Here is a 20,776-nt window from a genome sequence, read left to right on the forward strand (position 1 = left end):
CCACTGAGAACGCCTAGAGTGTCCAGCAACACGAACGGAAGGTTCAGCAGCGTGGAATCACACGGAGACCCCACCCCTCAGGGCGACAAGCCGCGCCTGGGCAAGATGCCCAGAAGCTTTCAACCGCTGAACAAGATCAAGGCGACAACGTCCAGGCTGATCAGGCGCAACCACGGGAGCAAAGACGAGCACCGCGTAGGTTCGCTGGACCAGGGGCTCGCGTTACTCAACGAGCGCCTGGGGACCCGCAACCCGGCGCACGAGCCCCGCACCGCCACCTACGTCACGGTGAGGCCGACGGCGCACCTGCCGCGCAACATTTACTACGCACCCGATATGGACGGCAACGCCGAACCCGGCGAGGTTGTCTGGGTCACCGTCCCCTCACACCCGCCACGGCAACGCTCGATGCTGGTCGTCGGCCGCGAACGCGGCGAAGTTCTCGGCTTGCTCATCTCCTCCGAAGCCGAGCACGCCAGCGACGAACGCTGGCTGGGCATCGGTGCCGGCGAATGGAACGCCTCTGGAAAGCCCTGTTGGGTGCGCCTGGACAAGACAATGATTGTGCCGGAAAGTGACCTGCACCGTTCCGGCACCATCATCCCGCAGCGCCGATTTGAGCGTGTGGCAAACCGCCTACGCGACAGGTTTGACTGGGAGTAGCGCACGTTTTGGGGTTTCTCCTGCTGAGCTGCTAGGTTTGAGTGGTTGTTTCAGCCCGGGGCATTTCGGGGCTTGCTTGACGACGCGGTCAGGACCTTGGGTCCGCGTAGACCAACGCACGGCGCACGCCGACGAGGGTCGCTACAGCCAGGCAGTTTCTTCCCCGCTTCCGGGAGATCGACACGAACCGATCCGTTTTGACGAAAGACCAAGAGGTACATCATGGCAAACATCAAGCAGCAGAAGAAGCGCGTTCTCACCAACGAGAAGCGTCGTCTGCGCAACAAGTCCATCCGTTCCGCCACTCGCACCGAGATCCGCAAGTTCCGCGAGGCTGTCGAGTCCGGCGACAAGGCTGCCGCAGAGGCTCAGCTCCGCGTGGCTTCCCGCAAGCTTGACAAGGCTGTGACCAAGGGCGTCTACCACCGCAACAGCGCGGCGAACAAGAAGTCCAACATGGCTACCGCCCTGAACAAGATGGCGTAACTGACGCTGAGCGTCGTCGCTCCCGCCCCGGCCGCGAGGTCGGCGTGGGAGCTTTTTCATATTCGCCCACGGGAGACGCAATACTTGCTCCCAGGTTGGATTACGATTGCCGGGTGATCATTTCCCAATCGTCCAATCCCCGAGCGCCGCGCCTGCCACGATCGTGGCGACGAACGATGAGTGCGGCCGCATTGACCACTGCACTCGCCCTCAGCACCGCGGTTGCATTCAGCGAGGAGGACGGCTTCCCTGCCGTCGCCTCTGCGGATACCCCTGCGGAGAGCCGCCCGCAGGACGCCTCGGTCGGCGTCCTGCCTGCCACGAATGCGTCGCTCGCAGAAGAGCTTCTCAAGAGCCGGCCACGCGGCCTGAACGGAGCTTTCCCTCAGCTTCCCGGGGTAGATCCGGTGGTGGCGCAGCGCATTGGCGTCCTCATCGCACTCATCGCGGTACTGGGCGTTGCGCTTCCGATTGTGGGCACCGAGGGGTCGTCGAAGAACGCTGCTCCCGACGGTGACTATGAAGGCGGAGGGTCGCTCCGACGTCGCACCGTGCAGGCAGGCGGTAGAACCCGCGAGTTCAACGTCGTACTGCCCGCCCACTATCACCAAGGCGATGCCTACCCGGTCATCATCGCCTTTGGCGGTTGGCAGCATTCTGCTGAGCGCTCGCGTGAATACATGCGACTGGAATCGGTCGCTCGTGACGCAATCATTATCTATGCGCAAGGAATCAACAATGCTTGGGGCGGCGCACCATACGCTGACACGACTGTGGACAACGACATCGACTTCGTCCGTGCCGCGATCGACGATGTTGCGACCAACTTCGGTGGCGAGCGGGACCACGTTGCTGCGATCGGGCTATCCAACGGCGGTGGCATGGCTGTCGCGTTGGCGTGCCACGCACCAGAATTGGTCAAAGCAGTTGCTTCGGCTGCCGGTGCGTACTACGACCCGACCGTGAGCAACTGCACGTCCGGCGACGTGGCGACGCTCCTGCTGCACGGGACGAACGACGACGTCGTGGGGTATTTCGGCGGAACCCGACACGGCGCGCACTTTCAACCCGTCGACCGTGTGTTTGCTACGTTTGGCCGGAAGAACGGTTGCTCGACGCAGCTCATTGAAACCCCCGGAGCGTTTTCCACCAGTTTTGAGCCCACGAGTTGTCTCACGCCCACTCGGCTTGAGCGCGTCGACGGTGGCGGCCACACGTGGTTTACCAACCCAGACGCGACGACGGAGTCCGTCAATTTCGTCCTCAACGAGCTCTAACGCGGCGCCAAAGCGGTGCTGCGGGGACTATGCCGCAGCCTTGCACGTTACTGCCCCAATGCGAGTGCGCCGCGTAGAAAGAGCACAACACCGACGACGAAAAAGAAGCAGCCAGCGCCGATGTCGATGAAGGGGCCTGCCCCTAGCATCCGGCGCCGGACGCGATCTGTAGAAATGACCTGGGTATACGCCGCAAACAACGCGAATGAGCTCAGCCACAGCGCCAAGATAACGACAACCGCCGTCAGCGCCGAAGGGTGCGCTGGCAGTAGCGGGGCGATCATCGCTGAGAGGCCGAGAACAATTTTCGGGTTCGCCAGGTTCGTGGTCAGCCCTCGAATGTAGCTGGCCCGTGGCGTGCCGAGTCGGCGTGCAGCCTCAACCGTATTTGGAGGAGGCTTCCTCCTCTCTGCCCAACCGCTACGTACGTTGCCGATCCCCATCCATGCCAAGAAAGCGCCGCCCAATACCTGCACGGCCTCGAGCGCCCACGGAAATGCGTTGAGGAGCGCAGTCGCACCGATCACTGTCAACGTGCACCACAACAGCACCCCAGTTTGGGTCCCCAGGGTCGTGGCCCACGCATGGGTGCGCGACCGAGTCCCTGTCCGCGTAACCAGAATAATGTCCGGCCCCGGTGATGCCGCACCGAGCAAGTTCAGGCCGACGATGACAGCCAGGTCCCCGAACCCGATCATGCGGTCGGTCCCAGCAGATCTTCGCGGCCAAACATACGCGCAGTTTCCCGCGCTGAAGGCTGCCCTGCCTCTGGGCTCGCGTCGGCAGCAAGCAGCACGCTCACCATGTCCTCGTCGCCTTTAAACACCGCACCGGCGAGGATGCTCTGGCCGCGGGAGTTGAGGCGTTCAACATCTGCGCCACGGCCGAGCAACCCACGGACCACATCAACATGCCCTGAATAGGCGGCGAGCATGAGCAAGCTATTGCCGTCCTGATTGGACAGATTCACATCCACTCCGGCGTCAACGTAATCCAAGAGCGATACGTCGCCGGAACGTGCCAAGTTGAACATCTTGGTGGCAAATTCCCGCACTTCCTCGGGAAGTTTCTCGTCTTGGTGGGCAGGATTGCTCGTGCGCTCAATGGTCATACCGAAAAACTATCACGCGAGCTGTGCGAGACGGCGGACAGCGTTCTCCACCGCAAACTCGGGAATACCGCCATTGCCTTTCACCTCTGCGTCCAGGTCTGCCACGATGATCACGGCCTGCGACACTGCCTCAGAAGACCACCGTCGTGCGAGCTGCATGGTCTTCTTCACCCCATACGGTGGCATACCGACGACCCTGGCAAGCTGATTTGGGTCCCCACGCTCCCCTTGCAACTTTGCGAGGTCGCCGACCTTATACGCCAACGCCGCTGCAATAGCTACAGGGTCCGTGCCCAATTGCAACGCCCGGCGCGTTGACGCCAGCGCTTTGTCCGCACGGCCCTGCAGCGCGAGTTCCGCAATATCGAACCCGGCTACTTCTGCAACGCCCGTGTAATACTGACGGACTGCTTCGACCGTGACTTCGCCGTTTGTGTCCGCCACGAGCTGACTGACAGCGGACGCCAGCTCCCGCAAGTCAGATCCCACAGATTCAAGCAGCGCGGCGACGACGTCCTGATGCGGGCGAACGCCGTGACGACGAAACTCGGACGTAACCCATGCGGGTCGGTCTCGAGGGCCAACCGGATTTGCAGGATGTACTTCAGCGATTTTCTGAAATTTCTTCACCATCGCTTTTTGGCGCCCACCGCCGGTGTGCTCGATGATGAGCGTCATGCCCGGGGCAGGATCCACGCATGCGTTCAAGAGCACCTGGGTGGGCTCTTTTCCCGCTATTTCTGCTTTTTTCACCACCACGACACGTTCTTCGGCGAAGAGGGATGGGCTTGTTGCCATCGCGATTTCGCCTTCGGTGACGTCGCCTGCACGCAGCGTGGAGACCTCCGCAGCAGGGCCAATCTGGTCGATGATCTCGTTGGTGATGCGCTCCGAAAGAAACGCCTCTTCACCGAGTACGAGGTGCACGGGGTTGAGCATGTCCACCATCTTAGGGGCCGGAACCGCGAAGCTCCTGCGTGCCATCGGCGTAGAGTCGCACGGGACCATCGCGGTTGGGAAACAGCACCGGGATACCGGATGCCGTTTGCACCGGCCGCGAGTGTGGCCGCCCGGATTCAAGCACCACCACAACCTGGGTTCCTGCCGGAATTGGTTCGACGTCTTCCTTGCTTTCTACGACGTGTGCAGTAAGCTGCCCCGGATCAAGCGTGCGACCATGTCCGGAAAAGGGGGCCTGCATCACGAGGATCAACGACACAATCGTGGCTAACGTCAGTCTCGGGCGTCCCGCGACCAGGCCCGCGACGATCCATCCGTAGGCGACGAGTGCGGACGCTGGCGTGGCGTCGATAAGCGCAAAAGGCATCTCCGATCCCCATGTTGCGACCTTGTGGACCCACCACGCGAACGGTTCTATTGCGCGCAGGAGCACCACCTCGAGGCCTCCTGGCAGCAACGCGAGAACCACCGCGATCAAGCCGAGGACCGTGATGAGGGGAACCACTGGGGCGACGAGGACATTCGCAGCCACCGAGACAAGCGAGACCTGTCCCGACATCAGCGCAATGATTGGTATCGTCGCAAGGTCAGCAGCAATTGCTACAGCCAGCGCTCGAACCACAATGTCCGGCCACCCGGTAACTGCAAGGGCGCGGTAAAGCAGTGGGTTGAGCGCGACAATCCCGGCAGTAGCCGCGACGGACAGCGCAAAACCGAAATGCACCGCCAGGTCTGGGTCGATAAAAATCAAGACGATCACCGACAAACACAACGCGTGAATGGGCTCGACTCTTGCCGACGCCACCACCGCCACAACACCGACCAGTCCGGTCACGGACGCACGCAGCACACTCGGATCCGGACCAATCAGCGCGGCAAAGAGCGACAGTGCTATCGCCGCGGCAATGAGGCGCCCCCGCAATCCAAGGCCTACAAGCGATGCGACGACGATCGCAAACGTTGTCACAATCGCTACGTTCGCGCCGGACACCGCAGACAGATGGCTCAGCCCCGTATCAATGTATGCCTGTTGCTCAGCCTCGGTTTGATATTGCGTATCTCCAAGTACCATTCCCGGGATGAGGCCTCCCGCAGCATCCCCAACATTTGCCTGCACAGATTGTCCAAATGTCGCACGGACATGGTGCGCAAACGCGGCAAAACCGCGCGGCGCAGCAACAGTGTCCACTTCGCCGTTTACTGTCACCGTCCCGATCCCAGGAAACGTGGACTCCCGTACCTGGCCAGATACCGCTACGCTTGCGCCTGAAACGACAGAGTCATCCAACTCCGGTGCGAAGACTGGAATCTTCGCTGGGTAGCCATCAAGGCTCACGTTTGTAAGGAACCCGCCCGAGCTCAACGGCTTAGGCTGGCCAAGCACCGTAGCGGGGAATTCTGCACTGCGACCAACCTCGTGGCTCAGTGCAAAGGATGTTGCAATACGGATACGCAGAGACGTACCAATAAGGGATGCAGCGCCAAGTCCGGCGACCAGGATCGCCTGCCCCTTTTGCCGCGCACAGAAGAACACCAATGCTGTCGCCACTACAAAGAAGCCTGCGGGGAGCAGGCCGATGAGCAGGCAGCAGATGGTTGCTCCCCACACGACGAGGGCTGCCGGAGCGAGTCGGAGTTCCTGCATAGCTAAAGCGTGATCTGGTCTTTGAGGGCGTCAAATTTGGCTGGGCCGATCCCCTTGACGTCCATGAGGTCCTCCAGCTTGGCAAACGGGCCGTTTGACTCCCGGTGGGCAACAATTGCCGCCGCTGTGGCGTCACCAACACCTGAAAGACTGGTCAGCTCTTCTGCTGTAGCGAAGTTGAGTGAAACGAGCCCACCTGCGCCACCCGCCGGAGGCGCACCGCCCGACTGGGCACCGCCAGCTCCGAGCTCGTGAGGAACCGGCGGCGCGCCTTTGCTTGGCACAAGGATCTGTTGGCCGTCGACGAGCAACTGCGCTTGGTTGAGCTGGTAGATGTCCGCGTCACCGGTTGGCCGTGCCACGTTAACGGCATCCGCGATTCGGGCTCCGTCTTGCAGCGTGACAAGCCCCTGGTTTTCCACTTGCCCGATCACGGAAACCACGATTTGGCCACTGGATTCTGCTTCAGTTGCAGTCGATTCCCACTGGGGCACAGATTCGCTGTGAGAGGGTGGGCGGGTGATGGCCCACCCACCGACCGCCAGAAATACGAGCACCACCGCGCTGATGGCATATTTTGGAGCCACCTGGATGCGGGGCGGCGGATATTTTACGTTGAGGAGATCCTCTTCCCCCGTCGGACGAGTGAGTTCTTTAATTCTTGCTAAAGATTCCATATCGCGATAATACGCAATATTCGAATAATTCGGAAGAGGAAACGCACTATTCACTCAACATCGCAAGTAAGTGAATCTGGCCCGTGGGGCACCGACGAAGATCACGCAGGCGAATTACGCCGCAGGCCGCCCCTGCGAAGAGAAGACGACCGAAAGTCCAATAGCCCCACTACCGGTGTGAACTGCGAGCACATCCACCAGAGGCGCGACAAGTACGCGTGACCCGTTTGGCAGCACCTCTCTGAGTGTTTCCGCCAACTGCTCAGCAGCGTCCTCGCATTCGGCGTGTTGGACCGCAGCAAACACAGGGAGGTCCTCAGCGCGCTCCATCACAAGTTCTGCCAGCTTGGCAAACGCCTTCGTCTGCGTCCTCGTCTTCCCCGCCAGCTCGAATTTTCCCTCGTGCAACCGAAGAATGGGCTTCGTTGCCAACAGTGCTGCAGACAGCACCGCCGTGCCAGTTGAAAGCCGCCCGCTCTTACGAAGGTCATCAAGCTGGCTCAAGTACAACCACGTTTCGGAGCGCTCGATCGTGGACCGTGCCATCTCCTCGCATTCGTCCAAATCAGCTCCCTCACGTGCAATCGTTGCCGCCGCCATCGCGGCGGCTCCAACTGCCATACCGGCAGCGTTTGTGTCCACCACTCGCACGTTTCCAGGAAAGACTCCCGCCGCCTGGACAGCCGCGGACCACGTTGAAGAAAACGATTTCGACAGATGCAAGGCGACGACGCCGTCGTCGCCTCCACGCTCGAGTTGGCGGCCGTAGCACGCAGCAAGCTCGATAGCGGTGAGTCCGCTTGTCGACGCCCCCTCGTCCCCGTCCATCACGTGGAGGTCAACCACGGCAATATCCAACTCTCGCAGGAGCTCCTCCGAGAGTCCCGCTGCAGAATCAACGACTACGCGCACCGTCATGGCACGACCAGCCCTTGGTTCCAGGCTTCGAGGTACCACTGCATTCCGGCATCGGGCTCACTGTAGGCAGGCATCGCGTACAGGCGCGCTGTATTTGTATTGCCTAGGCTCTTAAATAATGGGAATTGTGACACGTCAAGTCCCAGCAGGTTCGCTGTCAGCGCCGAGATCGTCCCTCCGTGCGCAACCAGGAGCACCGCGGAGTCATCCCACGCGTCGTATTCTGCAAGTAGCTCCTCAACAACCGGACGCGCGCGCTGCGCAACTTCGACGCGGCTTTCCCCTTCTGGTGGTGCCCACGCGGCATCGTTGCGCCAGCGAGCCCGCGCACCTGGGTGGGCCGCATCGACTTCTGCGTGCGACTTGCCCTGCCACTCGCCGAGGTGGGTCTCTCGGAGCCGAGCATCAGTCGACACGGGAAGCCCCAGCCGATCCGCGATGATCTGCGCAGTATTTGCCGCACGCTGGAGATCGGAAGCAACAATCTTTGACACTCCGAGCTTGGCCACCAATTCCGCAGCCGACCGCGCCTGCGCCAAACCGGTCTCCGAAAGCGGGGAGTCTAGGTGTCCCTGCATCCTGTTGGTCGCGTTATATGTAGTTTGCCCGTGCCGCAGCAGAATTAGCCGGCGCTGCATCGGCGCTCCTTTGCTCGTAATCAATGTGGCGCGTTGAAAAGGGGATCAACGACGTTGGTTGCTGACGGGGTGGGCGTCGTCAAGCGTTAGTCTTCGTCCTCCGCGACCTCACCGGCAAGCGGCAGGTCTTCCAAGGTTTCGACCTCGCGAACGTCTCCGAAGTCGCTCGGGCGCTCATACGGCGCGATGCCCTCAACCGAGATCGCCGGGCAATCGGCATACAACCGGTCCAAGCCGTAAAACTCGCGCTCCGCTTCGCGCTGCACGTGCACCACAAAGTTTCCGTAGTCAAGCAGCACCCACCTGAACTCACGGTTCCCTTCCCGACGCTTCGGCTCGAGTCCAGCCGCAGTGAGCTCAGACTCGACCTCATCGACAATGGAAGCGACCTGCCGCTCACTGCTTGCAGAGACGACTACAAAAATGTCCGTGATGCCCATGACCTGGGAGACATCAAGGACGGCAATGTTCGTGCCAAGCTTTTCGTCGGCCGCCTTTGCGGCAATCGTGGCTTGATCGATGGAGACCTGCGCTGCACTCAAGAAGCAATTCCTTTTCGCTGATAACAATAATGCGCCCCCATTCTCCCACGATGAGCGCGCAAAGTGCCACTTACTGGTAGAGCTGGTTCTTCCCGATGTATTGCACGACGCCGTCGGGAACCAGATACCAGACTGGCCTCCCCTGTCCTGACCGTTCCCGGCAGTCGGTCGATGAAATCGCCATTGCTGGAATCTCAATCAGATGCACGCGCCGCTGAATTTCCTCCGGAAACATGTCCTCGCTGAGCTCGTAACCGGGGCGCGTCACGCCGACAAATTCCGCGAGCTCAAACATGTGCTCCCAGTCGCGCCACGACATAATCGAGCTCAGCGCGTCCGCTCCCGTGATGAAGTACAGCTGCGCGTTGGGAAACTGCTCGCGGAGATCACGCAGCGTGTCCATCGTGTAGGTGGGCCCTCCCCGGTCAATGTCGACGCGAGAGACAGAGAACCGCGGATTTGACGCTGTGGCGATCACCGTCATCAAATACCTGTCTTCAGCGGCAGTAATTGTGCGTCCCGCCTTCTGCCACGGGTTACCTGTGGGCACAAACACCACCTCGTCGAGCTGGAAGCGGTCCGCGACCTCACTCGCGGCGACGAGGTGCCCATGGTGGATGGGGTCGAAAGTGCCGCCCATGATGCCAATGCGCGCGGCATCATCCAACGAGTCTGCAAAAACGTCGTCCATGCCGCTTAGCGTACGCGGGACGTCGCTCGCATGATGCCACGACTCAGCTTTTCTGACCGGACCGCGGCAACTGGCCTAGTAGCGGACTTGGTCCACGAACCTGCCGAACGAGTCCGATACCTGGTTGTCCCACCGGGAGCCCCAGATGAAGTAGCGCCCGTGATTCCCGCCGTTTCCCTGAGAAGCGCGCAGCGTTTGCACGGAAAGGTCGCAGACACCATCGAGGGGCAGGCAGTAGTTCACGCGGTTGCCAGTGCCAGCGGCCGTGCGGGAGTTAAACGGCAGGAATCCGAGAATGCCACCCGCGCCACCGCCCGGCACGCCAACGGTGGACGGGTCACCGGCAGCGGTATTCGGATTGCCAAAGTAGACCACACCGGCGAGCTGGCCGCGCCGCGCGAGCTCACGCTCGTGCTCAAGCATGATCATCGCGCCCTGGGAGTATCCCGACAGGATGTACTGCGGGTGGCAGCCCGTCGTGGCTTCGTACCCGTTGATCATGGCCATCACGCCAGTGCGACCAACCTGCACAGAGTCGAGGAACTCGTTCCCGGCGCGCATCGCCATGCGGAGCACGGGGACGGAGTATTGCATTGCGAGGCTAAACGCCTGCAGCGCTGTCGTCGGTGCAATGACGTTGGGGACCTCATACTCGGGGTACACAGCCGGGTAGAAACGAGGCTCAAGGCCGAGTACTTCGACGTCCTTCATCAGGGAATTGCCGCCGTGCGTGGCCGCGTAACGCCCCTCAGCGTGGCGGAGGAAGGCACGGATCGTCTGCCCTTCCCAGCCGTTCGACACCCACGGCGCCTGCGGGGAGTAGCTTGTGCGGAAAATCTGGTCGTTTTGTCCGGACCCGCGTGCGGCAACAAAGGCGACGGCTGGGCATCGGTGCTGCGCTTCGGCCTTTGGGGTCGGGCTCAGCGGACTCGCGACAACGGTAATTGCGGCAACCAGGGCGATGACAATCGCGCAGAGGCGAGCGCGGAGATTGGCATGAGAATTTAACACGCCAATGAGCATATAGCCAGTTGCCACCAATGTCTCATTACGATCACGGGCGGGTCTGACCAGCCCCCTCCAAGATCCACTTTGTGCTGGTCAGCTCGGGAAGTGCCATCGGTCCGCGCGCGTGCAACTTCTGGGTCGAGATACCAATCTCTGCGCCCATTCCGTATTCAAAGCCATCAGTAAAGGCAGTCGAAGCGTTCAGCACGACTGCCGCAGCATCGACCGAATCGGCAAACTGCTGCAGCGTCGACGCGTTCAGCGACGCGATCGCCTCGGTGTGCCCGCTGCTGTACGCAGCGATGTGCTGAATCGCACCGTCGACGCTCTCAACCACGGCGCACGCAATGTCCATCGAAAGGTACTCCTCAGCCCAATCAGCCTCGGTAGCCTCAATAATTCCTTGCGCCTGAAACGCGCCAAGCTTTTCGACGTCGCCGTGCACCGTCACCCCCGCTTCCTGCAATGATTGGACGATTCGGAGTTTGTCTGCATCCGGGAGCGCGGCGTCGATAAGCACTGTCTCCGTCGCGTTACATACGGAGCACCGGCGGGTTTTGCCATTCAGAAGCATTGCGATGGCGTCGTCGAGTTGGGCGTCACGGTCAATGTAAAAGTGACAATTGCCGGTACCGGTCTCAATAGTCGGAACAGTGGCGTTTTGAACGACTGCATCGATAAGCGCCACGCTACCGCGCGGAATGACAACGTCCACCAGACCGCGCGCGGTGATGAGCTCCTGCACCGAATCGTGGCTTTCACACGGCAGGAGTTGCACCGTTTCGCGCGGAAGGTCGAACTGGTGGAGGGCGTCCTGGATAATGTTCACCAAGGCGGAGTTGGAATGAACCGCCGACTTCGAGCCCCGCAAAAGCGCAGCGTTGCCTGCCTTCAACGCCAACCCGAATGCGTCAACGGTGACGTTGGGCCGCGCTTCGTAGACCACGCCCATCACCCCGAGTGGAACGCGAACCTGTCGCATGCGGATGCCGTTAGGCATCGTATGCCCTCGGAGCACCTCGCCGATGGGATCGCTGAGGTTCGCCACCTGCTCCAGGCCGGCAGCCATCGCCTCGACACGCTGTTGGCTGAGCGCCAGGCGGTCCACCATGGCCTCTGACGTACCGTTGGCGCGCGCCGCCTCGATGTCCTTCTCGTTGGCGGCCAGGATTTCGTCCACTCGCTCTACCAGAGCACCCGCGGCAGCAATGAGAACGCGGTTCTTCACCGCGGTCGATACTTTCGCAAGCAGCGGCGCGACCCGCTTCGCTTCACGCGCAAGCTCCTCCACGGACACCGTTTCGTAACCGGATTGGGCAGTGCCATCCGCTGTTGTGTTTCCACTCATCCTAGTATCCCGCCTCGACGTCGACTTCGGTGCTCATCGATTCGCCCGCGGCAAATAACTCCCAGTTTCTGGCCGCAAGCGCGCCAACCCGGCGGGCCATGAAGCGCGGAATGTTCGCAGTGTGGGGTGTAATCACCACATTATCCATCTCCCAGAGCGGATGGTCTGCAGGCAGCGGTTCGGGGTCCGTCACATCCAAGCCGGCACCCGCAATAGCGCCGTCTTGCAGGGCTGTTGTCAGCGCCTCCGTATCAATCAGCGCTCCCCTCCCTACGTTGACGATCACCGCGTTGTTCCGCATCTTCGCCAGCACCGTGGCATCAACCAAGTGCCGAGTTTCCGGAGTCAGTGGCGCCAGGAGAACGACACAGTCGGATTCGGACCACACAACTTCCATCGCTTCGACATCCCCCATGGCAACGGTGCGATCAGCCCCACTGACGTCACGGCCTGACCGATTCACCGCGGTAATTTCGACGCCGAACGGCGCGGTAAATTCGATGAGCTTCTTCCCGATGCCACCCGCGCCGATGATCGCGACCTTCTTCGCGTCAAAAAGGTACTCAGTTTCGCCAAAGAGTTGCTCCTGGTTCCACTCGCGAGACACTGCCTTGTGGCGGTGGAGCACAGCGAGGAGCAGTGCCAGCGTCGCTTCTGCAACCGTGTCGTCGTAGATTCCAGCTGCGTTGGCGAAACGGACACCGCACCCAGCGTGGCGGGCAAGAATTCCAACTTCAAGCAGCTGCTCAACACCCGCGTAACCAATCTGCACGACCTTGACGCTTTCCGGCAGTTCAGCGGGGAAATCCGACGCTCCGCCGCGGAAGATTAGCAAGTCAGGGTTCTCCGAAAGGTCGACCATTTCATGACCAGCTGCGCGCAGGTGGTCCGCGGACTCTTTCCACGGTGAGGGCAAAAATGCGTACTTCATGCCCCCACAGTAATCGCTACAGGCGGCTCGCGTACTGAGAAAGGTAGTCCGCATGCACTACCGGCCGACGCTTGTTTTCTTCCAGCTCGGTAGTGTGCTTGCCCAACATCCCATGGAGTTCTGCAGCATCAAATGCAACTTCACCGCGCCCAACGACCTCGGAGTCAGGGCCGAGGATCTCTACAATGTCGCCTGCGTGAAAATCGCCCTCGACATCAGTAATACCCACCGCGAGCAAACTCGTCCCACCCCGAGTCACCGCGTCAACCGCGCCGGCGTCCAAGCGCAGCACGCCCTCTGCGTCTGCAGCATAGAGCGCCCAGAACTTCCACGCCCGTAACTGCGATTCCGGTCGTGTATGGAATACCGTCCCGCAATCGGCCGGACCGAGCGCCTGGTCAATATTGCTTGCCGACGTCAACAACACCGGTACCCCACCCCGCGCCGCGAGCCGTGCCGCCGACACTTTGGCCGCCATACCCCCGGTTCCGAACGCGCCTCCGTCGCCCGCAGCGACTCCCTCAAGGTCGCGGCCACTGCGAACCTCACTGATGAACGTTGCATTGGGGTCGGAGGGGTTTCGGTCATACAACCCGTCGACGTCGGACAAGAGCACGAGTGCGTCCGACGAAGTCAGCGTGGCTACGATGGCCGAGAGCCTGTCGTTATCACCAAATCGCATTTCTGTCGTGGCGACCGTATCGTTCTCGTTCACGATTGGCACCGTGCCAAGCTGCCGCAGCCGGTCAATGGTCCGCTGCGCGTTGCGCGCACGCTCGCGTGCCCCTGCGTCTGCTTGCGTCAGCAGCACCTGGCCGGTGGTTCGCCCGTAGCGTGCAAAAGACGACCCCCAAGCCTGAGCAAGATGGACTTGTCCCACTGCTGAGGCGGCCTGCTTGGTCGCCAGATCGCGCGGACGCTGGTGCAGACCCAGCGGCTTGCAGCCGGCCGCAACAGCACCAGACGAGACGACGATGATGTCTGTTCCCGTGCTCATACGTGCATGCATTGCATCCACGAGCGCGTCGATTTTCGCAGTGCTGACTGCCGAATCCTCATTGACTAAGGAACTCGAACCAATCTTCACCACGACCCGGCGCGCCGCAGCAATTTGTGCACGCAGCTGGGATTCAGAGGCCATGGGTTGCTAGCCCTCCCAGCGCTTCCGCTCGGCTTCTTCACCGTCGCCGTAATCAAACTCATCGATCAGGCCACGGCGAGCCTGCGAGGCACGCTTGCGTTCTGCCGCGGAGACGCGATTCGTGTCGTAGAGGCGAGCGTCGCCACCGCGGCCAGCAAGTGTCGGGTCGCCGCCACGCATCGGTTCCCAATCAAACGAGATTTCACCGATCGTGACCGTATCGCCCTCCTTGGCGCCGATCCGACGGAGCTCGTCCTCAACACCAGCCTTTTCCAGACGGTCGGAGAGATAGCCCACTGCCTCGTCGTTGTCAAAGTCGGTTTGCCGGATCCATCGCTCAGCTTTCTCGCCCGTAACAATCCAGCCCTCGGGGTACAGCGGATCGCGCTCGACAGTGATGCCGGAACCGGACCGCCCATTTCTCCCCACTGCGCGTGGTCGGATGATCTGCGGCTCCGCGCCCAGTGCGTTGCCGCTCGCACCGGCGGCCTTTCGAGCTGCTTTACGCTGCGCGTCACGCGACTTCTTCACAACGTCCCACATCGCCCACTTCAGCTCTTCGAGCCCCGCGCGAGTCACTGTGGACACGAAGTACACCGGCCAATCAAACTTGTCCTTGATGTCACTGAGCAGGAACTCTGCAAGCTCCGCCGCGTCGGGAATATCCAACTTGTTCAGCACGATGACCCTTGGCCGTTGGCGAAGGTCCCCGAGCCCGGAATCGTGGTCGAGTGCCTCGGCGTAGCTATCAAGCTCAGCCTCGAGTGCTTCAATATCCGAGATCGGATCGCGCCCAGGCTCAAGTGACGCAACATCGACCACGTGAATGAGCACGGCGGTTCGCTCGATGTGGCGAAGGAAATCAAGACCGAGCCCCTTCCCTTCGCTGGCACCCGGAATAAGTCCCGGCACGTCGGCGATGGTAAACGTGTCGTCGCCGACGTCGACCACGCCGAGATTGGGCGCAAGTGTGGTGAACGGGTAGTCCGCAATTTTCGGCTTCGCAGCGGACAGTACTGAAATGAGGGATGACTTACCGGCCGATGGGAAACCCACCAAGCCCACATCTGCGACAGACTTCAGCTCAAGAATGAGATCATGCGCTTCACCAGGTTCCCCCTTCAGTGCGAACCCCGGGGCCTTCCTCTTCGCGGTGGCCAGTGCTGCATTACCTAGCCCGCCAAAACCGCCTTCTGCGGCAATAAACTTCGTCCCCGGAACGGTGAGGTCGGCAAGTATCTCGCCATCTTCACTGCGTACGACAGTGCCGACGGGCACATGGAGGATGAGGTCTTCGCCCCGGGCACCATTGCGGTGATCACCCTCGCCGTTTGCACCACGTTCAGCCTTCACATGCGGCCGGTACTGAAAGTCGAGCAGCGTGTGCACCTGGGTCGACACCTCGAGGACAATGTCCCCACCGTGTCCACCGTTGCCGCCGTCCGGCCCACCGAGTGGCTTGAACTTTTCGCGGTGCACGGAGACACAACCGTGCCCGCCGTCGCCCGCTTGCAGGTGCAGAACCGCACGATCAACAAACTGCGCCATGGTTACGCCCGCCTTTCCGTGATTTCGTGCTTCTCACTTGCAGGGTACCGGGTCGGGGATCGACTACTCGCCGATACCCGCCACCGCGCGAACGGTGTCGTCTGAAATTCGACGAAGCTCCTCACCGGACACATTGTTCTGACTGATCCACAGCTTGTGCTGGTGCTCTAGCCGGTCCGCAAAATTGCGGGCCCAGCGACCATTGCTTCGCTCCACGGGCGGAAGTGCTTCGTAGGCTGCGACGACAGTAGCGGTGAGCAAGTCAGCGTCGACAAGCCAGCCCCTGCCGGTGATGCTTGCTTCCACAATGCGCGCGACATCGACGGGCGAGTAATCGGGGAACTCAATGGAGTTCGGGATACGCGAACGCAAGCCTGGGTTTGCATTCATGAACTCGTCCATCTCCTTGGTGTAACCGGCAAGAATGGCGATGAACTTGCTCCGGTCATTCTCCAGGCGAGGAAGCAGTGTCTCCACGGCTTGCAGGCCGAAATCGTTAGCGCCGCCTGCTGCGGTGAGCTGGTAGGCCTCGTCGATGAACAGGACGCCGCCGAGCGCTTCATCCAGCGCACGGGTGGTCTGCTTTTCAGTCGCGCCAATCACCGATCCGACGAGGTCAGACCGCGTGACTTCCTTGACAGTGGGGGATTCCAGAATGCCGAGTGCGTGGAAAATTTCCGCCACGATACGCGCAACGGTCGTCTTGCCAGTACCCGGGTTGCCAGAAAAGACCATGTGGTAGGTCGGCGACGACGTCTGCAGACCTTGCGCTTCGAGGCGCTGATTCGTTTCCGCAACGCGCACCAATTCGGCCGCCCACTGCTTGACCTCTTCGAGGCCAATCAGGCTCTCCAGCTGATCCAACAGCTCTTCGACACGCTGACCACTCGATTCTCCGCCCGAAACCGCGCGAATATCGGCGTCAGTCACGCTCGTAATTTCCTCATTCGTCACCTTCGACAGATCACCCGCGTATTCGCGTGCAAGTCGACTACTAATGGAGCTGATGAGCTTATCCTCGAAGTTTCTCGCCCAACGGCCATTCGAACCGTCGCCGGAACGTCGATACTGACGGCGGATCGCCGAATGCAACGCTTCCTCATCAAAGGTGTAGCCCTTCTTTGCCAAGCTCGCCGCACCGATCTGTGCAAGCTCGTCGGCGGAGTAGTCCTCAAAGTCAAACCGGTTCGGAATGCGGGACTTCAAACCGGGGTTCATTGAGAGGAAGTCCTGCATTTTGTCTGTGTAACCTGCAAAGATAATCACGATGTCTTCGCGGTTGTTCTCCATAAATGTCAGGATCGCATTCACGGCTTCCTTACCAAAGTCATTGCCTCCCTCAGAGTGAAGGTCGTAGGCCTCGTCCACAAAAAGGACGCCGCCGCGGGCTTCTTCAAGCACTTTGTTCGTCTTCTGGGCGGTGCCACCAATGTGCTCCGCAACGAGGTCCGCACGTCCAACCTCGACGAAAGTGTTCGTGCGCACCGCTCCTGCGCTGTACAGCGCCTGGCCAAGAAGGCGAGCGACGGTCGTTTTACCTGTACCCGGATTACCGAGGAACATGGAGTGCATAACCACAGGCTCGGACGCGAGGCCAAGCTCATTGCGGCGCTGATTGAATTTCACGCGGTCCATAAAGGAGGCGATCTGCCGCTTCACGCTCGCAAGGCCGATGAGCTCGTTGATCTGCGCCATCGGATCGCCAGGTGCCGAGGCGACAGCCCCAGCAGCGCCGCTTCCTTGGGAACTTCCGCTGACTTGACCGCTCTTCCCCGAGTTTGCTGACGTGGGCCCGTTAACCGGCGTGGGCGCCTGGACCTGCTTCCATTGTCCATCGACGCTTTCGAATACGGCAGCAACGTCGACGTCCACCTGGCTGCCATTTTGGGAGTAGATTGCAATCTGCGCGCCCTGCGTGAGCTTTGTATCTTCGACGCTGAGCACGGAGCCATTGACCAGAAACTCACCGTAGGAGGCAAAGAGAGTGAGCTCATCGAACTCGCCTCGACTGCCGTTTTGGAGGACGAGCTGGCGGAAGTTTGCCATCGACGGGTGGAGCACCAAGGAACCAGATAGCCGCGAGTTTTCAGCCATGATCGAGAACGCTCGCGTGTTTTCAAATACGGCCAGCACACCGTCGAGAATCTGCGACCACCCGAGAAATGACCGCTTGGCCACAAGTTCCCCTCCGCTCACCGAGAGCGTCGCATTTGTTACACCCGCGGGAGATTCAACAATCGCATCCTCAAGCAAGAGCCTTCTGCCCCTGGCAAAAATGGCGGGCATATTGCTCGACCGTTGCGCGGTGACGACACGCGTACGAACTAGCTCGCCAAACGACTGGTCAAACACGTTGAAGCAGTTTTGCCCATCTGCCTGCAGAATCGTTGCGTCCTCAATGCGCACGGTGCCGCCGTTTTTCGCGCAAAGCGCGCCGGTGACCGCGATCGTGGTTTCGTCGCGACCAGCCCCTCGAATTGTGAAGTGCCGCATCTTTTCCGGCACCGACTGCATCCGGTACTCCCCGGCTTCAAGAATCACCGTCGCCTCTGGCGCAAGCCTTGGGGCTACAACGCGGTCAAAGTCCGCACCTTCGGAAGCACTCCACCGAACTTCTGTTTCGTCAGCGCTCTCCCGCTCCACGACGCATGAGCTCTGATCAACATCAACCGTCGCGCCACCGGAAGCCTTGACGGTAATGCGCTCTCCAGTTTGGCTGCTCATCTGCGGAATCCGGACCGTAGCGTCCTTCACAAAGATCTCGGGGCGGCTCGTATCGACGTGCGCGCGCTGCCCCTCGAGCACACCTCCGCCAGCGACAGCTGCAATTCTCTTACCTGCCGGAGTCTTGATGGCTACGCCTTCGCCGAGGTGGGCACGTCCGCCCTTATTAATGATGAGGGTCCCCACTGTGGACGAAGCGATCGTTGCACTCACATTTGAAAGAATTTCGAGCGCGTCGGTGTGGGATCGTTCAACTGCGATTTGAGCATTTTGCGCGCCAAGGATCGCCTTCTTAGCGTCGCTGCCACGTACATCAGAATTCACCACGTTGAGCTGCGCATCTTTGGCCCCGACAGCAGGGTACGTCGAAACTGCCGGGATTCGCACAGTGCAGTAGCTCAGGGTTGCTTGTCCACGGTTACAAATGACGGCGTTAGCCTCATTCGGCCCCATCACGCTCACACCAACTAATGCCGCACCATCGGCAAGTACGACGCGACCGTGGAAGATTACACCCCGACCACTCGCCTGCACGGTGCGCCCCACAACGCGAAGTGTTCCGACTGAGTACTCCCCAGGTGTTACCGTCAGTGTTCCACCCAAAGGAAGCTGCTCAAGTAGGGTTGCGAGATCATCGTGCGTGGTTGCCTGCATCTACACTCCTTTTCGCGAATTCTGCTCCACTTTACGTCAGCCCCGCATGCTTGTGCGCCCACTATGCATTTTCGCAACCCCTTGACAACCCGCACAACGTTTCGGTAGTTTCGCCGTATGGACTACTCAAACGAAATTAGCAAATACTTTATGTTCCGTCGCAATGGCATCAAACTCGCCGAGTGGGTTGCCAGATCAAATAAAACACTCGGCGAGCTCGTTCAACTAGGGATGCCAGAGGACTACGCGATGGATGTGCTCGACCTCGCGGAGCTGCTCTTTCGCCCGGTAGTGCACACGAGATACCAGAAACGGTGCCGAAAGTACGCAGCGAACAACCAACATTGCGTCGAAACTTTAGCGCTCATTTTCCGTGCTTCTCGCAGTATTAAAGATCCGACACAGCGGTGGAAATTCCGCGTAGAACTCTGCAATACTGCAGGTGACACAGACGTTGTCCGTCGCACAGCGCGGAGAATCAAGAAGGCATATCAACCGACCCAGAGCCCCCAGGACGGGGTGCGAGTAAGGCGCTCCGGCGCGAAGACGACTGTGACGTTTACAGGCGATTCCAGCGCTCTAGAGGATGTCGTCAATACGCTCAGGAGCGGCACCAATAAAACCGGTGATCCACTTGATCCAATTCTTTGGCTGTGCGGAAAAAGGCAGGATCACTCGGCAGAAGATCGCGCGCACGCGGTTATGCCGATGAGTGACTTGCAGGCCATTATGAAAGGAAGCGCCTGTTCCACCGGGGTGCGGCTCGCGGATGGATCAGTAGTTCACGGATCCGATTTCGCCGACCGCGAGTTGATCTCATTAGGCCGCATTACGCTTGTAGCCGAGGGATATGGCCCTCCAGGTCACACCACCGTTCCGGCAGATTCTCCAGGCATGCAAAAAGCCGCGTAGCCCCGAAATCGGGGCCACACGGCCTAGCGTGTTGCCAACTTTGGCTTACGCGGTGGCTTCGTCCTCAACGACGCCTGCAGCCTCTGCCTGCTCCAGGACCTCGGAGGCAACGCCCTCACCATCGGCCGGGATGATGTTCACGATGCGACGCTTACGCTTGATGCCGAACTGGACAGCGCCCGGCTTCAGTGCGAACAGGGTATCGTCCCCGCCACGGCCGACGTTGTCGCCCGGGTGGAACTTGGTACCGCGCTGACGGACGAGGATCTCGCCGGCCTTGACCTGCTGGCCACCAAAGCGCTTCACGCCGAGGCGCTTGGACTCAGAGTCACGACCGTTCGAGGAGCTGGATGCACCCTTCTTGTGTGCCATTTGTCTATCTCCTTAAAATTAAGTCTTACTTGATACCAGTGATCTTGACCGTGGTCAGCTGCTGGCGGTGGCCCTGGCGGACCTTGTAACCGGTCTTGTTCTTGTACTTGAGGATGTCGATCTTCTTGCCCTTGCCGTGCTCGACGATCTCAGCCTCAACATTGACCTTGGACAGTGCATCTGCGCCGGAGGTGACGTCTGCGCCATCAACGAGAAGGATCGGGGTGAGTGCAACCTTGTCGCCTGCTTCACCCTCCAGCTTCTCGACCTTGACGAGGTCGCCTTCGGCAACCTTGTACTGCTTGCCGCCGGTCTTGACGATCGCGTACATAGAGGGTTACCCCTTATCTCTACTCGCGCATCCGCCGGCATGCTTCGGTGGACGCATGGAACTTCATTTCAGTGCTTCAGGACCTGATCGATCCGCCGTGCCCGCATGCTTGGGCAACGAGGCGGCACGCCCCAAAAACAACGACTGCCAAAGACTACACCGAACCGGGGCGTTTCTCCAAACCGCGACCTGGGGCGCT

The 20,776-nt window shown here is 60.4% G+C and carries 21 protein-coding genes; 4 read left to right on the forward strand and 17 right to left on the reverse strand.

All coding sequences use genetic code 11. From position 1 onward, the window contains the following. The first annotated feature begins 51 nt into the window (after positions 1 to 51). The 3 genes from CKJ82_RS11520 to CKJ82_RS05370 all read left to right on the forward strand — a co-directional run bounded on the left by CKJ82_RS11520 (position 52) and on the right by CKJ82_RS05370 (position 2,426). Entirely contained in the window at positions 52 to 663 is a 612-nt protein-coding gene (locus tag CKJ82_RS11520) for a type II toxin-antitoxin system PemK/MazF family toxin (protein WP_240510699.1), read from the forward strand. Positions 664 to 885: 222 nt separating this feature from the next. Continuing rightward, complete coding sequence (gene rpsT, locus CKJ82_RS05365; protein WP_095275464.1) at positions 886 to 1,149, forward strand: 30S ribosomal protein S20; 264 nt, start codon at positions 886 to 888, stop codon at positions 1,147 to 1,149. A gap of 191 nt (positions 1,150 to 1,340) precedes the next feature. Continuing rightward, positions 1,341 to 2,426: a CE1 family esterase gene (locus CKJ82_RS05370; RefSeq protein WP_240510700.1), complete on the forward strand. Its 1,086-nt coding sequence runs from the start codon at positions 1,341 to 1,343 to the stop codon at positions 2,424 to 2,426. Positions 2,427 to 2,473: 47 nt separating this feature from the next. Here CKJ82_RS05370 and CKJ82_RS05375 read toward each other — a convergent pair whose 3' ends face one another. From CKJ82_RS05375 to CKJ82_RS05445, 15 genes are all read right to left on the reverse strand, one after another. Next, entirely contained in the window at positions 2,474 to 3,124 is a 651-nt protein-coding gene (locus CKJ82_RS05375) for a LysE family translocator (protein WP_095275462.1), read from the reverse strand. Continuing rightward, complete coding sequence (locus tag CKJ82_RS05380; RefSeq protein ID WP_095537334.1) at positions 3,121 to 3,537, reverse strand: ankyrin repeat domain-containing protein; 417 nt, start codon at positions 3,535 to 3,537, stop codon at positions 3,121 to 3,123. Before CKJ82_RS05380 ends, CKJ82_RS05375 begins: the two co-directional genes overlap by 4 nt. A gap of 12 nt (positions 3,538 to 3,549) precedes the next feature. After that, complete coding sequence (gene holA, locus CKJ82_RS05385) at positions 3,550 to 4,485, reverse strand: DNA polymerase III subunit delta (protein ID WP_095537335.1); 936 nt, start codon at positions 4,483 to 4,485, stop codon at positions 3,550 to 3,552. A 1-nt stretch (position 4,486) separates the two neighbouring features. Further along, positions 4,487 to 6,142 (reverse strand): ComEC/Rec2 family competence protein, encoded by a 1,656-nt coding sequence (locus tag CKJ82_RS05390; protein WP_095537336.1) that lies wholly within the window; start codon positions 6,140 to 6,142, stop codon positions 4,487 to 4,489. 2 nt (positions 6,143 to 6,144) lie between these two features. Continuing rightward, positions 6,145 to 6,819, reverse strand: coding sequence for a ComEA family DNA-binding protein (locus CKJ82_RS05395; RefSeq protein WP_095537337.1), 675 nt, complete (start codon positions 6,817 to 6,819; stop codon positions 6,145 to 6,147). Between the two features lie 114 nt (positions 6,820 to 6,933). After that, on the reverse strand, positions 6,934 to 7,737 hold the full coding sequence (locus tag CKJ82_RS05400) for a DegV family protein (RefSeq protein ID WP_095537338.1): 804 nt from the start codon (positions 7,735 to 7,737) through the stop codon (positions 6,934 to 6,936). Beyond that, complete coding sequence (locus CKJ82_RS05405; protein WP_095537339.1) at positions 7,734 to 8,375, reverse strand: histidine phosphatase family protein; 642 nt, start codon at positions 8,373 to 8,375, stop codon at positions 7,734 to 7,736. The genes CKJ82_RS05400 and CKJ82_RS05405 overlap by 4 nt, the downstream gene beginning before the upstream one ends. Positions 8,376 to 8,461: 86 nt before the next feature. After that, positions 8,462 to 8,917: a ribosome silencing factor gene (gene rsfS / locus CKJ82_RS05410; RefSeq protein WP_095275455.1), complete on the reverse strand. Its 456-nt coding sequence runs from the start codon at positions 8,915 to 8,917 to the stop codon at positions 8,462 to 8,464. Between the two features lie 70 nt (positions 8,918 to 8,987). Next, positions 8,988 to 9,608 carry a nicotinate-nucleotide adenylyltransferase gene (gene nadD / locus CKJ82_RS05415; protein ID WP_095537340.1) on the reverse strand — a complete coding sequence of 207 codons (621 nt, stop codon included), beginning with the start codon at positions 9,606 to 9,608 and terminating at the stop codon, positions 8,988 to 8,990. Between the two features lie 75 nt (positions 9,609 to 9,683). Next, entirely contained in the window at positions 9,684 to 10,646 is a 963-nt protein-coding gene (locus tag CKJ82_RS05420; protein ID WP_240510701.1) for a cutinase family protein, read from the reverse strand. Positions 10,647 to 10,662: 16 nt separating this feature from the next. Further along, on the reverse strand, positions 10,663 to 11,964 hold the full coding sequence (locus CKJ82_RS05425; protein WP_095537341.1) for a glutamate-5-semialdehyde dehydrogenase: 1,302 nt from the start codon (positions 11,962 to 11,964) through the stop codon (positions 10,663 to 10,665). A 1-nt stretch (position 11,965) separates the two neighbouring features. Continuing rightward, positions 11,966 to 12,895: a D-isomer specific 2-hydroxyacid dehydrogenase family protein gene (locus tag CKJ82_RS05430; protein ID WP_095537342.1), complete on the reverse strand. Its 930-nt coding sequence runs from the start codon at positions 12,893 to 12,895 to the stop codon at positions 11,966 to 11,968. A gap of 16 nt (positions 12,896 to 12,911) precedes the next feature. After that, positions 12,912 to 14,036 carry a glutamate 5-kinase gene (gene proB, locus CKJ82_RS05435; RefSeq protein WP_095535405.1) on the reverse strand — a complete coding sequence of 375 codons (1,125 nt, stop codon included), beginning with the start codon at positions 14,034 to 14,036 and terminating at the stop codon, positions 12,912 to 12,914. A gap of 6 nt (positions 14,037 to 14,042) precedes the next feature. Continuing rightward, positions 14,043 to 15,584 carry a GTPase ObgE gene (gene obgE, locus CKJ82_RS05440; RefSeq protein WP_095537343.1) on the reverse strand — a complete coding sequence of 514 codons (1,542 nt, stop codon included), beginning with the start codon at positions 15,582 to 15,584 and terminating at the stop codon, positions 14,043 to 14,045. A gap of 63 nt (positions 15,585 to 15,647) precedes the next feature. Continuing rightward, entirely contained in the window at positions 15,648 to 18,962 is a 3,315-nt protein-coding gene (locus CKJ82_RS05445) for an AAA family ATPase (protein ID WP_095537344.1), read from the reverse strand. Positions 18,963 to 19,079: 117 nt separating this feature from the next. Here CKJ82_RS05445 and CKJ82_RS11620 point away from each other — a divergent pair, with 117 nt between their 5' ends. Further along, a complete protein-coding gene (locus tag CKJ82_RS11620) occupies positions 19,080 to 19,874 on the forward strand; it encodes a hypothetical protein (RefSeq protein WP_133064022.1) in 795 nt (264 codons plus the stop codon). A gap of 45 nt (positions 19,875 to 19,919) precedes the next feature. Here CKJ82_RS11620 and rpmA read toward each other — a convergent pair whose 3' ends face one another. Together rpmA and rplU are read right to left on the reverse strand one after the other, a co-directional pair. Beyond that, the gene (gene rpmA, locus CKJ82_RS05450) at positions 19,920 to 20,246 is read right to left on the reverse strand and encodes a 50S ribosomal protein L27 (protein ID WP_095275447.1); all 327 of its coding nucleotides are present in this window, start codon (positions 20,244 to 20,246) and stop codon (positions 19,920 to 19,922) included. A 25-nt stretch (positions 20,247 to 20,271) separates the two neighbouring features. After that, on the reverse strand, positions 20,272 to 20,577 hold the full coding sequence (rplU, locus tag CKJ82_RS05455) for a 50S ribosomal protein L21 (RefSeq protein ID WP_095275446.1): 306 nt from the start codon (positions 20,575 to 20,577) through the stop codon (positions 20,272 to 20,274). Positions 20,578 to 20,776 lie beyond the last annotated feature (199 nt).

The organism is Corynebacterium gottingense (genome assembly GCF_002285125.1).
Lineage (GTDB): Bacteria > Actinomycetota > Actinomycetes > Mycobacteriales > Mycobacteriaceae > Corynebacterium > Corynebacterium gottingense.

What these genes read in the sequence shown, in the direction of transcription:
- CKJ82_RS05390 (WP_095537336.1), bottom strand. Translation starts at nt 6,142, where the DNA reads ATGCAGGAACTCCGACTCGCTCCGGCAGCCCTCGTCGTGTGGGGAGCA.
- CKJ82_RS05430 (WP_095537342.1), bottom strand. Translation starts at nt 12,895, where the DNA reads ATGAAGTACGCATTTTTGCCCTCACCGTGGAAAGAGTCCGCGGACCAC.
- CKJ82_RS05380 (WP_095537334.1), bottom strand. Translation starts at nt 3,537, where the DNA reads ATGACCATTGAGCGCACGAGCAATCCTGCCCACCAAGACGAGAAACTT.
- CKJ82_RS05405 (WP_095537339.1), bottom strand. Translation starts at nt 8,375, where the DNA reads ATGCAGCGCCGGCTAATTCTGCTGCGGCACGGGCAAACTACATATAAC.
- rplU (WP_095275446.1), bottom strand. Translation starts at nt 20,577, where the DNA reads ATGTACGCGATCGTCAAGACCGGCGGCAAGCAGTACAAGGTTGCCGAA.
- rpmA (WP_095275447.1), bottom strand. Translation starts at nt 20,246, where the DNA reads ATGGCACACAAGAAGGGTGCATCCAGCTCCTCGAACGGTCGTGACTCT.
- CKJ82_RS05425 (WP_095537341.1), bottom strand. Translation starts at nt 11,964, where the DNA reads ATGAGTGGAAACACAACAGCGGATGGCACTGCCCAATCCGGTTACGAA.
- CKJ82_RS05445 (WP_095537344.1), bottom strand. Translation starts at nt 18,962, where the DNA reads ATGCAGGCAACCACGCACGATGATCTCGCAACCCTACTTGAGCAGCTT.
- CKJ82_RS11620 (WP_133064022.1), top strand. Translation starts at nt 19,080, where the DNA reads ATGGACTACTCAAACGAAATTAGCAAATACTTTATGTTCCGTCGCAAT.
- holA (WP_095537335.1), bottom strand. Translation starts at nt 4,485, where the DNA reads ATGGTGGACATGCTCAACCCCGTGCACCTCGTACTCGGTGAAGAGGCG.
- nadD (WP_095537340.1), bottom strand. Translation starts at nt 9,608, where the DNA reads ATGGACGACGTTTTTGCAGACTCGTTGGATGATGCCGCGCGCATTGGC.
- CKJ82_RS05375 (WP_095275462.1), bottom strand. Translation starts at nt 3,124, where the DNA reads ATGATCGGGTTCGGGGACCTGGCTGTCATCGTCGGCCTGAACTTGCTC.
- proB (WP_095535405.1), bottom strand. Translation starts at nt 14,036, where the DNA reads ATGGCCTCTGAATCCCAGCTGCGTGCACAAATTGCTGCGGCGCGCCGG.
- obgE (WP_095537343.1), bottom strand. Translation starts at nt 15,584, where the DNA reads ATGGCGCAGTTTGTTGATCGTGCGGTTCTGCACCTGCAAGCGGGCGAC.
- CKJ82_RS05395 (WP_095537337.1), bottom strand. Translation starts at nt 6,819, where the DNA reads ATGGAATCTTTAGCAAGAATTAAAGAACTCACTCGTCCGACGGGGGAA.
- CKJ82_RS05400 (WP_095537338.1), bottom strand. Translation starts at nt 7,737, where the DNA reads ATGACGGTGCGCGTAGTCGTTGATTCTGCAGCGGGACTCTCGGAGGAG.
- rpsT (WP_095275464.1), top strand. Translation starts at nt 886, where the DNA reads ATGGCAAACATCAAGCAGCAGAAGAAGCGCGTTCTCACCAACGAGAAG.